Source organism: Micromonospora sp. NPDC049891 (assembly GCF_040660295.1).
Taxonomy (GTDB): Bacteria; Actinomycetota; Actinomycetes; order Mycobacteriales; family Micromonosporaceae; genus Micromonospora.
Window position 1 is genome coordinate 90898 of sequence record NZ_JBFAML010000014.1, and the last position, 12617, is coordinate 103514.

Annotated in this window: 13 protein-coding genes; 9 read left to right on the forward strand and 4 right to left on the reverse strand. The window is 71.8% G+C overall.

The annotated features are described in order from the left end of the window. Positions 1-541 precede the first annotated feature (541 nt). Positions 542-1255 (forward strand): lysophospholipid acyltransferase family protein, encoded by a 714-nt coding sequence (locus AB0I71_RS19220; protein WP_357586371.1) that lies wholly within the window; start codon positions 542-544, stop codon positions 1253-1255. 51 nt (positions 1256-1306) lie between these two features. Here the strand turns inward: AB0I71_RS19220 and AB0I71_RS19225 are convergent, their stop codons facing one another. Continuing rightward, the gene (locus AB0I71_RS19225) at positions 1307-4870 is read right to left on the reverse strand and encodes an adenylate/guanylate cyclase domain-containing protein (RefSeq protein ID WP_357586373.1); all 3564 of its coding nucleotides are present in this window, start codon (positions 4868-4870) and stop codon (positions 1307-1309) included. 167 nt (positions 4871-5037) lie between these two features. Between AB0I71_RS19225 and AB0I71_RS19230 the strand changes: the two genes are divergently transcribed. Further along, complete coding sequence (locus AB0I71_RS19230) at positions 5038-5247, forward strand: hypothetical protein (RefSeq protein ID WP_210830200.1); 210 nt, start codon at positions 5038-5040, stop codon at positions 5245-5247. A gap of 86 nt (positions 5248-5333) precedes the next feature. Here the strand turns inward: AB0I71_RS19230 and AB0I71_RS19235 are convergent, their stop codons facing one another. Beyond that, positions 5334-6026 (reverse strand): Crp/Fnr family transcriptional regulator, encoded by a 693-nt coding sequence (locus AB0I71_RS19235; RefSeq protein ID WP_093401197.1) that lies wholly within the window; start codon positions 6024-6026, stop codon positions 5334-5336. Positions 6027-6289: 263 nt separating this feature from the next. Here AB0I71_RS19235 and AB0I71_RS19240 point away from each other — a divergent pair, with 263 nt between their 5' ends. The 7 genes from AB0I71_RS19240 to AB0I71_RS19270 all read left to right on the forward strand — a co-directional run bounded on the left by AB0I71_RS19240 (position 6290) and on the right by AB0I71_RS19270 (position 11145). Next, positions 6290-6787 carry a polyadenylate-specific 3'-exoribonuclease AS gene (locus AB0I71_RS19240; RefSeq protein WP_357586376.1) on the forward strand — a complete coding sequence of 166 codons (498 nt, stop codon included), beginning with the start codon at positions 6290-6292 and terminating at the stop codon, positions 6785-6787. 105 nt (positions 6788-6892) lie between these two features. Continuing rightward, entirely contained in the window at positions 6893-7387 is a 495-nt protein-coding gene (locus AB0I71_RS19245; RefSeq protein ID WP_357586378.1) for a pyridoxamine 5'-phosphate oxidase family protein, read from the forward strand. Positions 7388-7543: 156 nt separating this feature from the next. Then, positions 7544-8572 carry a 6-phosphofructokinase gene (locus AB0I71_RS19250; RefSeq protein ID WP_204007838.1) on the forward strand — a complete coding sequence of 343 codons (1029 nt, stop codon included), beginning with the start codon at positions 7544-7546 and terminating at the stop codon, positions 8570-8572. 70 nt (positions 8573-8642) lie between these two features. Further along, positions 8643-9461, forward strand: coding sequence for a pyrroline-5-carboxylate reductase (gene proC, locus AB0I71_RS19255; protein WP_357586380.1), 819 nt, complete (start codon positions 8643-8645; stop codon positions 9459-9461). 160 nt (positions 9462-9621) lie between these two features. Beyond that, complete coding sequence (locus tag AB0I71_RS19260) at positions 9622-9972, forward strand: DUF2203 domain-containing protein (RefSeq protein ID WP_357586382.1); 351 nt, start codon at positions 9622-9624, stop codon at positions 9970-9972. Positions 9973-10096: 124 nt separating this feature from the next. Then, on the forward strand, positions 10097-10576 hold the full coding sequence (locus AB0I71_RS19265) for a GNAT family N-acetyltransferase (RefSeq protein ID WP_357586384.1): 480 nt from the start codon (positions 10097-10099) through the stop codon (positions 10574-10576). After that, entirely contained in the window at positions 10576-11145 is a 570-nt protein-coding gene (locus AB0I71_RS19270; protein WP_357586386.1) for a GNAT family protein, read from the forward strand. The genes AB0I71_RS19265 and AB0I71_RS19270 overlap by 1 nt, the downstream gene beginning before the upstream one ends. Positions 11146-11248: 103 nt before the next feature. On the opposite strand, the gene AB0I71_RS19275 is transcribed toward AB0I71_RS19270, so the two are convergent. Together AB0I71_RS19275 and AB0I71_RS19280 are read right to left on the reverse strand one after the other, a co-directional pair. Next, positions 11249-11920, reverse strand: coding sequence for an NADPH-dependent F420 reductase (locus tag AB0I71_RS19275; RefSeq protein ID WP_357586388.1), 672 nt, complete (start codon positions 11918-11920; stop codon positions 11249-11251). 171 nt (positions 11921-12091) lie between these two features. Beyond that, entirely contained in the window at positions 12092-12580 is a 489-nt protein-coding gene (locus AB0I71_RS19280; protein ID WP_357586390.1) for a glutathione peroxidase, read from the reverse strand. Between the last annotated feature and the right edge of the window lie 37 nt (positions 12581-12617).

Sequence of the window (12617 nt, forward strand, 5' to 3'; positions counted from 1 at the left end):
CGGACCATCCTCCTCATCGCGCCACCGGCGCGCCCCGCAGCCCCTCGACGCGCCCCCGCACGCCCCGTGCCCTGAATCGTGACACGTCGAGGGTGGGTTCGGGGAGTGCCTTGTGGCGCGGCGTACGGTCGGCGCGGACCGGGCGCCTCGTCGCCACTGCCAACTGTCGCACCGCTGTGGAGCAGGCGACGACCCTCGGTGATGACGACCCAGCGTGACAGAGCCCGCCGTGCCCTTCCACCACCCGCCCGATCCTTTGCTCTGCTTCAACCAACGCAAGGCTGCCTGACCAGGTACGACGGCGCCAGCGGAAGTCGGGTTCCGGATGACAATCGATACGGAAAGTGACTATTGCGTGGGTTGAAGCAGAGCAAAGCGCGGAGACCTGAGGTACCGAGGCCAGCCGGCCGGCACCGAACGTGACGGGCGATTTCGGGCCGGGCGTCCGTTGCCGCGACTGGCGGTGGTTCGTAGGCTCGTGCCACACGATCACCCGACCCGGCGCGGTCCGCGGTGATCAACACCTGGGGAAGGGATGCCGGTGCTCTACTGGCTGCTGAAGTACGTGCTGCTCGGCCCGCTGCTGCGGCTCATCTTCCGGCCGCAGGTGGAGGGTCTGCACCACGTACCCGCTGCCGGACCGGTCATCCTGGCCAGCAACCACCTCTCCTTCTCCGACTCGATCTTCACGCCGCTGATCGTGCCCCGGAAGGTCACCTTCGTGGCCAAGGCGGAGTACTTCACCGGCAAGGGGATCAAGGGCTGGCTGACCAAGATGTTCTTCACCGGCACCGGCACCATCCCGGTGGACCGCTCCGGCGGCCGGGCCGCCCGCGCCGCACTGGACACCCAGCTGAACGTGCTGCGGTCCGGTGGCGTAGCCGGCATCTACCCGGAGGGCACCCGCTCGCCCGACGGTCGGCTCTACCGGGGCAAGACCGGAGTCGCCCGGCTGGCGCTGGAGAGCGGTGCGCCGGTCGTGCCGGTGGTGATGCTCAACCTGGACGAGATCCAGCCGCCCGGTCAGCTCATCCCGAACCTGGCGCGGGTCCGGATCCGCTTCGGCCCGCCGCTGGACTTCTCCCGCTACGCCGGGCTGGCCGGAGACCGGTTCGTCGAGCGCGCGGTCACCGACGAGATCATGTACGAGTTGATGGAGCTCTCCGGCCGCGAGTACGTCGACGTCTACGCCCAGAAGCTCAAGACCCAGCCCGCCGCGACCACCACGCCGCCCGCCACACCCGTCGCGGCCTGAGCCGCCCACCCAGTGCCGCAGACCGGGCAGAGGGGCCGGGCCGGCGGCGGTTCAGCAGGCGAGGGTCTGCGCGGCGTCGGCGGGCGGGTGGGTCAGGGCGAGCAGGCCCGGTGCGCCGTTGCGGTGGGCGAAGGCGCGCAGCTCGGCCAGGGGTGCACCGGCCGCCGCGTGGTCGCCGGCGAAGGTCAGTTCACGTACCGCGAAGGTCAGCGCCAGCATCCGGTCGGTGACGTCGGGGATGCCGGCGTACGTCTCGGCGGCGGCCAGGTGCAGCTCGGCGGCGTGCCGGTGGTCGTCGTCGGCGCCGGCCAGCGCGCCGGTCACGGTCCGTAGCGCCGCCTCCGACCAGGGCGTACGGTGCCCGACCTGGTCGAGCATGGCGCGTACCCGGGCGGCGGGCTTGCGGCCGGCGAGGCTGGCCGCCCAACTCGCCGCGGCGATCCACTCGCCGCTGGCCAGCGCCGGCACCGCCGTCCACGATTCGGCCAGCTCGTCGACGAGCGCGGCGGCCTCGTCGACGCGGCCCTGTACCGCGCGGCACAACGCGCCCATCGCGAGCATCGTCCAGTGCAGCCGGTGGAAGCCGCTGCGCCGCGCGAAGTCCAGCGCGGCCGCCACGTCGTCGCGCGGTGGTGTCCCGGGCGGGGACTGATCGGCGGACGGACCCGGCGGCACCGGCTGGCCCCGCAGCACCAGCAGGCACGACCGCAGGCCGCGCACCTGCATGTCCCAGCTGCCCGTCGGGGTGTCCACGAACGCCTCGGCGGCGGCGAGCAGCCGGCCGAAGTCGCCCTCGAACCAGGCCCGCATGGCCTCGCTGGAGTAGCTGGTGGTCAGGGTCTGCCCGCTCGCGGTACGCGCCGGGACCGCCGAGAGCAGGGCGTCGGAGCGCACCCAGTCGCCCTCCTCGCAGACGGCGTAGGCGAGGTTCTGGGTGGCCCGGGGCAACGCGAGCAGTTGACCGGCCCGGCTGAACTCGACGATTGTGTACAACTCGTCGAGCCCGGCCCGGTCGCCGGCCTGGTAACGGGCGGTGGCCGCGGTGATCCGGGCGTTGGTGCGGATCTCGGTCAGCCCGAGCCGTTCACCGATCTCCGCTGCCGTGTCGGCCGCCGCCACGGCCGGATCACGCTCGTAGTTGAGCATGTGCAGCCGCCCCAGCTCGGCGAAGGCGTCGGCCTTCTGCGCGCTGTCCGGTAGCGGCTCGAACAGCCGTACCGCCCGGTCCAGGCAGGCCAGCGCCGCCGGACGGTCGGCCCGCAGCCACGCCGCCTGGCCGAGCAGCGTCCAGGCCCGCGCCGCGCACGCCTCGTCGCCGTACGCGAGCAGTCGCTCGGCGAGCGCCTGCACCTGCTCCGGCCCACCGCCGGAGAGGAAGGCGTTGCCGTCGCGGTGGAACGAGATCTCGGTGCTGAGCAGCTCCAACTGGAGGCGGCCCACCGGATCGGAGTCGTCGGCCAGGCCGAGCGCCCGGGCCGCGTGGCTGGCGGCGGCGTCCAGCCCGTGCAGCGCGTACGCCCGGCGCGCCGCCCGGTGCAACGCGGCCCGGGCCGGCGCGGCGTAGCGGCGGGTCTCCATGCCCAGCGAGCGGGCGATCTCGTGCGCCGCCCAGCGGTGGTGGGCCAGCACCTCGGCCAGGTCGGTGTCCCGGCTCTGCGACAGCGTGTCCAGCCAGTCGGCGGTGCGTTCGTGCCGGGCCACCCGCTCGGTACGGGGCAGCCGCTGGTAGCACACGTCGCGGACCAGGACGTGCCGGAAGCGGTACTCCGGTTGACCGGCCATCGTGGAAGCGGCCTGCTCGTGGACGAAGTCCCGCTGTTCCAGCCGACGCAGGGCCCGCTCGACGGACTCGACAGGCTGGCCGACGGCGGCGGCCACCGCGCCCGGCCAGAACTGCACCCCGACGACCGCGGCGGCCAGCAGAACCGCCCGGTCCTTGGCGTCGAGCAGGTCGACCCGGTTGGCGATGACCGCGTGCACGCTCTCCGGCATCGGCAGGTCCAGGTGCTTCTCCAGCGACCAGCCGCGTCCGGACTGCCGCAGCGCCCCCTGCTCGATGAGCATCCGGACGTACTCGTGGGCGTAGAGCGGATTGCCGCCGGCCACCTCGATCAGCGGGGTCAGCAGGTCGGCGGAGAACGCGGCCTGGCCGAACATGTGCGCGTACAACGCGGCGATGCCGGTGTCCCGCAACGGCGGCAGGGCGATGGTGACCGAGCCGGTGATGGTTCCCGCCCAGCTCGGATCCCGGTCGACAAGCTCGGGGCGGGCGGTGCACAGCAGCAGCAGCGGTACGTCCCGGGCCGCCGCGCCGAGCAGCTCCACGAAGCGCAGCATCGCGTCATCGGCCCAGTGCAGGTCCTCGAAGACCAGCACGGTGGGGCGACGGGCCGCGAGGGCGAGCAGGAACCGCCGCCACGCCGACTCCGCCTCCTCCGCCGGCAGCGGGTTGCCGGCCAGCCCGACCAGCGGACGCAGCGCGTCGGCCACCCGGTCCCGCTCGTTCACGCCGACCAGTTCACCGACGGCGGTGGCCAGTCGTTGCGCGGCGCTGGCCGCCGGGTCGGTGTCGAGGATGCCCGCCTCGGCCTTGACGATGTCGGCGAGTGCGGCGAACGTGACGTTCTCGCCGAACGGTGGACACCGCCCGATCCGCCAGGTCAGCGGCTCGTCCACCAGCCGGCTCGTGTGCCGGTGCAACTCGCGGACCAGTCGGCTCTTGCCGATGCCGGCCCGGCCGAAGACGGTCACCACCTGGGGACGGCGGTCGCGCAGGCTGCGGTGCAGGGCGTTGACCAGCATGCCCAGCTCGTGTTCCCGGTCGATCAGCGGGGTGGTGTCCGGTTCCCGATCAGTGGGCTGCTGGCGTACTGCCGACCGGGCCAGCCACACCTCGGTCGGTGCGGACCGACCGCGCAGGGTGACCGGGGGCTGCTCGTCGTACCGGATGGTGTCCCGGGTCAGTGCGTGCGTCGCGCCGTCGACAAGCACCCCGCCGGGTGGCGCCGCCGACTGCAACCGGGAGGCGGTGTTGACCACGTCGCCGGCGACGATGGCCTGCCCACCGTCGCGGGCGGCGGCCACGTCGACAAGCGCCTCCCCGGTCGCCACGCCGACCCGGAAGCGCAACCCGTCGGTGCCGGTCGGGGTGAACCGGGTCAGCACCCGCTGCAACTCCAACCCGGCTCGGACACACCGCAACGCGTCGGTCTCGGTGGCCACCGGCGCACCGAAAAGCGCCATCACCGCGTCGCCGATGTACTTCTCCACCACCCCGCCGTACTGGCCGACCACCCGCCGGGCAGCGGAGAAGAAGCCGGTCTGCATGCCCCGGACCAGCTCCGGGTCGGCCCGCTCGACGTACGGGGTGAAGTCGATCAGGTCGACGAAGAGCACGCTGACCCGGCGGCGATCCTCCTGGTTGAGGCTCCCCGGTAGGTCCGTGCCGGCGCGGGGTGCGCCGCAGGAGGTGCAGAAGGCCACGTCCGGTGCGAGCGGGCGCAGGCAGTGCGGGCAGACGGCACCGAGTTCCGCGCCGCAGCCACCGCAGAAGCGGTCGCCCTCGGCGGCGGTACGTCCACAGCGGTCACACTGCGCGGCGATGACACCCTCCACTGGCAGGCCCCCGACGCCCCGGGGCGCAGCATCGAGTATCGCCGTCCGACGCATTGTCGGGTACCGGGCTGTTGGCTTGTGGACACTCAGCCGGGCAGCTCACCACGTTCCGGAACGGCTAGATTCAGGCAGCCGATTCGACGACCGCTGATCAGGGGGACAGCTCCATGGTGTACGTGATGCTGAAGAGTGACTGGACCGACGGTAACGGGGTCGCCCACTCCGCGGGTGACTCGGTGGATGTGGACGCCGCCACCCTCGCGCAGTTGCAGGCGCAGGGGATCGTCGGCGAGGTGCCCGGCGGTGGCAAGGACGGCACGGACTGGGTCGGACCGGGTGGCACCGACTGGGTCGGGCCGGGCAGCACCAAGCCCTGACCGAACAGCTGAGCGGGGCCGGGACGATCGTCCCGGCCCCGCTCGCGTACCTGATGTCGTCGTCCTGGTTGACCGCGCCGGGCCGGTCAGCGCTCGTTCATGCCGGCGCGGCGGCGCAGCGCGGGCACGTCGGTGACGACGATCCGCCGGCCCTCGGTACGCAGCCAACCCCGGTTGGCGAACGACCCGATCGCCTGGTTGACGCTCTGCCGGGAACCGCCGGCCATCTCGGCGAGCTGGCTCTGGTTCAGCTCTATGGTGATCATCGGGGCCTGACTCTCCCCGGCGAGCCGGACCAGCGTCTTGGCCACCCGGCCGGGCAGGTCGAGGAAGACATGGTCGGCGTTCTGCTCGGTCAGCCGGCGGATCAGCGCACCGAGGGACCGCATCACGGCGTCGAGGATGCGTGCGTTCGAATGCACCAGCTCCATGAACGCCGGACGGGACAATGCCAGCGCGGCGGTGTCCTCGATCGCCTCGGCCGAGGTCGACCGGGTCGAGGCGTCCAGCAGAGAGACCTCACCGAGCACGTCCGGTGGTCGCATCACGGTCAGGATCGCCCGCTCGCCGGTGGGCGCGGTCCGGAACACGGCCACCGCACCCCGCCGCAGGATGATCAGCGACTCGCCCGGGTCGTTCTCCACGAACAGCAGCTGACCCTTGCGGTACGTGCGGGGCACCGCTGCGGCGACCACCCGCTGGCGCACCTCCGGCTCAAGCCCGGCGAACATGTCGACGCCGGTGAGCGCGTCGCCCGGCTCCGGCAGGCGCATCTCCACGGCCCCACCCCTCCCCGGTCAAGGACCCCAATTCGCTCACCGGGTGAGCCTGGCGGCCCTGACGAGGTGATCCGACACCCGTTCGGCGTCCGGCAGCGGTAACACATCAGATCATGACGGTCCGGTCGCGTGCTGTACACCCCTCAAATCACTTCCGTGACCGGTTCGAGCTGGGGCGTGACCTCGCGGCGGCCCATGGAAGCGCTCCCGGCACCGCCGACCCGATCGACGGGCCGCGGTGACCGTCGGCGAGGATGGTCCGGATGGCCTACCGCTACTTCTACGACTGCGAGTTCATCGAGGACGGCCGGACCGTCGAGCTGGTCTCGATCGGCGTCGTCGACGAGCACGGCCGCGAGTTCTACGCGGTCTCCACCGAGTTCGACGCGTCCCGGGCGGTGCCCTGGGTCCGCCGCAACGTGCTGGACAAGCTGCCTTCTCCCGCTGACCGGTCCTGGCGGTCCCGCGAGCGCATCCGTGACGACCTGTACGACTTCCTGGTCGAGCCGATCCGGGGCCGCCCCGGCGAGGAGTTGGAGCTGTGGGCCTGGTACGCGGCGTACGACCATGTGGCGCTGGCGCAGTTGTGGGGCGCGATGCCGGCGCTGCCCCGGGAGATTCCCCGGTACACCAAGGAGCTGCGGCAGCTGTGGGACGACCGGGGGCGGCCCCCGCTGCCGAACGCCGCGGCGGCCCGGCACGACGCGTTGGTCGACGCCCGGCACAACCTGGCCCGGTGGCGGGCGATGACCGGTTCGTGAGATCCGGGATTTCGGTGGTTTGACCCGTGCTGTCCCGGGCACCGGGTTCGCCGACGGGCCGAGGCGAGGGAGTTCCGGCGTGACCAGGTGCAGTGGAGTACCGACGTGAGCGGCGGGGTGATCGGCGGCCGGCAGGCCCGGATCCGGATCACCGAGCTGATCCGGGCCGCGCGGATCTGCACACTGACCACGATCTCCCTCGACGGTCGGCTGGTGGGTCGGCCGATGACCCTCCAGCGGGCGGAGTTCGACGGGCAGCTGTGGTTCTTCGCGTACGCCGGCTCGGCGACCGTCCGCCAACTGCGGGTCAACCCGGAGGTCGAGATGAGCCTGCACGACCCGCAGGCGCAGGTCTGGGCCTCGATCACCGGCAGCGCCCGGGACGACCCTGACCCGGCGCGCGCCGAGCGGCTGTGGCACCCGGGACTGGCCGCGTGGTTTCCGGACGGTCCGGCGACGGCGGGTCTCACGCTTGTCGCCGTGCACACCACGGCCGCGCGATGCTGGGACGCGCAGGGTGGCCAGACCGACCTGATCGGCCCGGTCGGCGCAGCGGCGAGCGCTGGGCCGTCGACCGATCGCCGCGAGGACGGCTACTGACCGGTAGCGGGGCGCGGTGTGGGCCGTACCGAGCGGCGACTACAGTTCGTAGGGACGGCCCGCCCCGGGCCGGCAACGGTGCCGAGGTCCGCGCTGACACATATCCTGGGGCTTGATCGGGCTTGACCAGATGCTCCCCAGGAGGATGAGCGGATCATGCGTATCGGCGTGCTCACCGGCGGCGGCGACTGCCCGGGTCTCAACGCGGTCATCCGGGCGGTGGTCCGTAAGGGCGTCGCCAGCTACGGCCACGAGTTCGTGGGTTTCCGCGACGGTTGGAAGGGTCCGCTGGAGGGGCTGTCCCGCCCGCTCGGCATCGCGGAGGTCCGCGGCATCCTGCCCCGTGGCGGCACGATCCTCGGCTCCTCCCGGACCAACCCCTTCAAGATCGAAAACGGCGTCGAGCGGATCAAGGACAACCTGGCCGCGCAGGGCGTCGACGCGCTCATCGCCATCGGCGGTGAGGACACCCTCGGCGTCGCCACCAAGCTCCATGAGCTGGGCGTCAACGTCATCGGTGTGCCGAAGACCATCGACAACGACCTCGGTGCCACCGACTACACGTTCGGCTTCGACACCGCCGTCAACATCGCCATGGAGGCGATCGACCGACTGCACACCACCGCCGAGAGCCACCACCGCACCCTGGTGGTCGAGGTGATGGGCCGGCACGCCGGCTGGATCGCCCTGCACGCCGGCCTGGCCGGCGGTGCCAACGTGATCCTGCTCCCCGAACGGAACTTCGACGTCGAGCAGGTCGCCGGCTACGTCGAGAAGCGTTTCCAGCACCAGTACGCCCCGATCGTCGTGGTCGCCGAGGGCGCCCAGCCGCTGGAGGGGCAGATGGTCCTGCAGAACCAGGAGCTGGACGCGTTCGGTCACGTCCGCCTCGGTGGCATCGGCCAGTGGCTGGCCGAGCAGCTGGAGGCCAAGACCGGCAAGGAGGCCCGCACGGTCGTGCTCGGCCACATCCAGCGCGGCGGCACCCCCACCGCGTTCGACCGGGTGCTCGCCACCCGGCTGGGCCTGCAGGCCATCGACGCCGCCCACGAGGGTGACTGGGGCAAGATGGTCGCGATGCAGAGCACCAACATCGTCCGCGTCCCGCTCGCCGACGCGACCGCCGAGCTGAAGACCGTTCCGCTGGAGCGGTACGCCGAGGCTGAGGTCTTCTTCGGCAGCTGATCGTCGTTCCGGCGTCGCGGACGGGCCGCCAGGCCCGCCGCGACGCCGGCCCACGAAGGGGGTACGCCAGGTGTCAGCCGGGGTGCACACCGTCGCGGTGATCGGGGCGGGCAAGATCGGCGAGCTGATGCTCTCCGGGCTGCTGCGGTCGGGCTGGCCGGTGGACCGGCTACTGGCCACCGCCCGCCGTCCGGCACGCGCCGAGGAACTGGCCGCCCGCTACGGCGTGCGGGTGGTGGACAACCTCACCGCCGTGGACGAGGCCGAGGTGCTGGCCGTCTCGGTGAAGCCGCAGGACGCCGCCGCGCTGCTGGACGAGATCGGGCCCAAGGTGCCGCCCGGCAAGCTGCTGATCTCGCTCTGCGCCGGCCTGCCGAGCAGCTTCTTCAGCCGTCGGCTGCCCGAGGGCATCCCGGTGGTGCGGGTGATGACGAACACCCCTGCGCTGGTGGACCAGGCGATGACCGCGATCTCGGCGGGCGCGTACGCCACAGGTGAACACCTGGCGCTGGCCGAGGAGATGTTCAAGCCGCTGGGCGCGACCATCCGGGTGCCGGAAACCCAGCAGGACGCGGTGACCGCCCTCTCCGGCTCCGGTCCGGCCTACTTCTACCTGCTCGTCGAGGCGATGACCGACGCCGGCATCCTGCTGGGCCTGCCCCGTCAGGTGGCCCACGACCTGATCGTGCAGACCGCGATCGGCTCGGCGGTCATGCTGCGCGACTCCGGCGAACACCCGGTGAAGCTGCGCGAGGCGGTCACCTCGCCCGCCGGCACCACCATCTCCGCCATCCGCGAACTGGAGAACCACGGCGTACGCGCGGCCCTGCTGGCCGCCCTCGAAGCCGCCCGCGACCGCGCCCGCGAACTGGCCGCCCAGGCCGAGTAACCCCACCCCCCCGGATACCCGCGTTGATCATGAGGTTAGCGGCAGTAGTCGATCTTCAAACTGCCGCTAACCTCATGATCAACGGGGAGCGGGGCGTTTTCGGCGTACCGGAGTGTGGTGGGGGATCGGTGCGGTGAGTGGGGTGGCGCATACTGGCGCGGTGTTCACTCTCGCCCAGGCCCGGCACCTGGTAGCCACCCTGCACCCCCGGATCGACGAACTGGTCCGGGTCCGTGCCGACCTGGCCGAGTTGCAGGCCGACCTGGCCGCACACGGGCTCAGTGCGCTCGGTGGTCGGGCCGAGGTCAAGGGCCTGGAGGCCCGGCTGTACGCGGTCCTCGACGAGATCCAGCAGCACGGCATCGAGGTCAAGAGCGTGGCGCCGGTGCTGCTCGACTTCCCCGGTGAACGTGAGGGCCGACAGGTGCTCTGGTGCTGGCTGGAGGGGGACACCGACGTGCGCTGGTACCACCGCGCCGACTGCGGCTTCGCCGGCCGCCGCCCGATCTGACGCCCGAACGGGCTCGACGGACAACCGCTACCGGAAGGCCGGCACCGGTCGGGTCCAGGCGGTGGCAGGAAGGCCCGCGCGGCCGGGGGCCAGGTGGAAATGTGAACACGGCTAGTCTCTGCCGGTGGGTGATGTGCGGCGGGCGACTGTGGACGACGCCCGGGAACTGGTCCGGTTGCGGTCAATCATGTTGGGTGCGATGAGTGGTGCGCCGCCGGAGCCCGGCGAATGGCAGCATGTCGCCCTGCGTACGCTCCGGCGACAGCTGCCGGACCTGGAGGCCGACCTCGCCGCCTACGTGGTGGACGCGCCGGGCCGACCTGGGACGCTTGCCGCGTGCGCGGTCGGCGTGGTCGACCTGCGGCTCGGCGGTCCGGTGGACCCGGGCGGCAGGTCCGGGTACGTCTTCAACGTGGCGACCGATCCGGCGTACCGTCGGCGGGGTTTCTCGCGGGCCTGCCTGGTCGCGTTGCTGGACTGGTTCGCCGCGCGGGGCGTGCGCACGGTGGACCTGAAGGCCAGTCCGGAGGGGGAGCCGCTCTACCGGGAGCTGGGCTTTCGTGCCACGTCGATGGCCGCGATGCGGCGGGTCGGAGGGTGCTGATGTTCGCCGTACCGTTGGGTGAGGACGCCGAACTGCGGCCGCTGAACCCGTGGCACGCCGAGGAGTTCCTGGCCAACCTGGACCGGTCGCGGGAGCACATCGCGCCGTGGGTGTCGCCGTCCTTCGTGGCCACCGATCTCGACGGGGCGCGGCACGTGCTCCAGCGTTACGCCGACCGGTGGGCCCGGGACGACGGCGGCATCTGGGGGATCTGGTCCGATGGCAGGCTGGTCGGCGGGGTGCTGCTGGTGTCGCTCAACGCGGCCTCGGGCGGGTGTGAGGCGGGTTGCTGGTTGGAACCGACCGCCGAGGGGCGGGGTCTGGTGACCAGGGCTGTCGAACGGATCATCGACTGGGTGCTCGTCGAGCGTGGGCTGCACCGGGTCGAGTGGCGGACCAATGCCGGAAACGTGCGCAGCATCGCGGTCGCCCGCCGGCTGGGCATGCGCCGCGACGGTGTCCTTCGGGAGGCGTTGCCGGGTCCTCAGGGGCGCATCGACCTGGAGGTCTGGTCGCTGTTGGCACCCGAGTGGCGGGCCCGGCACACCGGCACCGACGAGCCGCGCTGAGCTGAGGATCGGCCCCGGCGTGGGCGTCGGCACCGATGAGCCGCGCTGAGCCGAGGGTGAGCCCCGGGCGCATCCGCGGGGCCGGCGTAGGGGGTGCGGCCGGTCAGCCGGCGTCCGCGAGGGCGGAGCGCAGGATGCCCGCGCCGGCCGGGGCTCCGCGCTCCGCGTCCGACGGATCGGCGGAATAGATGACGCCGTACGCCGGGGTGTCCGGCTGGAAGCGCCAGCTGTCGGCAAGCGTGCCCGCGTCCACCGCGTCGTAGCCGATCCGATCCAGGAAGGCGGTCACCGTGGCCTTGGCCTCGGCGTCGTCACCGGCGATCGGCAGCGCGCTGCGGTCGGCGGCGTCGCCAGGTCGGGCCAGGGTGAGCAGGTGCTTGAAGAAGATGTTGTTGAACGCCTTCACCACCCGGGACTGCGGCAGGTGACGTTGCAGCAGCTGGCTGCTGGTGACGCTGCCCTCGTCCAACTCGGGGAACTGGCCGTCCCGCTGCGGGTAGTAGTTGTTGGTGTCGATGACGACCTTGCCGGCCAGCGGCTCGGCCGGCACGGCCCGGTACGACTTGAGCGGAATGGTGACCACCACCAGGTCACCGGCGCGGGCGGCGGCATCGACGGTGCCCGCGCTCGCCTGCGGCCCCAACTCCTCGACCAGGCCGGTCAGGGTCTCCGGACCGCGTGAGTTGCTCAACACCACGTCGTAGCCGGCGTTCACGGCCAGCCGCGCCAGCGTCCCTCCGATGTGCCCGCTCCCGATCAACCCCACAGTCGCCATACCCACCCCTTCCTCTCCACCCGAACCTACCCCGCCCCGCGGTAGCACCCACCGGCTCGTCGATCATGCAGTTTCTGTCGACCCGAAAGTGTGCGAAAGCCATGAAACGGCGACCAAAACTGCAAGATCGACGAGGCGTTCGTGGGGCGAGGCGGGGCGGGGGTGGGGTGGTCAGGTGGGGAGGGTTTTGTCGATGGCGGTGCGGAGGTCGGGGTCGTCGGGGGTGACGGTGGGGGAGAAGCGGGCGGCGACGGTGCCGTCGGGAGCGACGAGGAACTTCTCGAAGTTCCAGCGGACGTCACCGGTGTGACCGTCGGCGTCGGCGGTGTCCACCAGGGCCGTGTAGAGGGGGTGGCGGTCGGGGCCGTTGACGTCGACCTTCTCCGTGATCGGGAAGGTCACCCCGTAATTGACCTGGCAGAACTCGCTGATCTCCGCAGCCGTGCCCGGCTCCTGGCCGGCGAACTGGTTGCACGGCACGCCGAGCACCGTCAGCCCTCGATCGGCGTATTCGTCCTGAAGGGTCTGCAGGCCGGCGTACTGCGGGGTGAGGCCGCAGCGGGAGGCGACGTTGACGATCAGCAGGGCGCGTCCGCGGTACTGCGCGAGGTCGGCCGGGCCACCGGCGAGCGCACCGATCGGGATGTCGAAGACGGTCATGCCCGGAGGCTACCGCCGGGATCGAGATCGCGGGCGA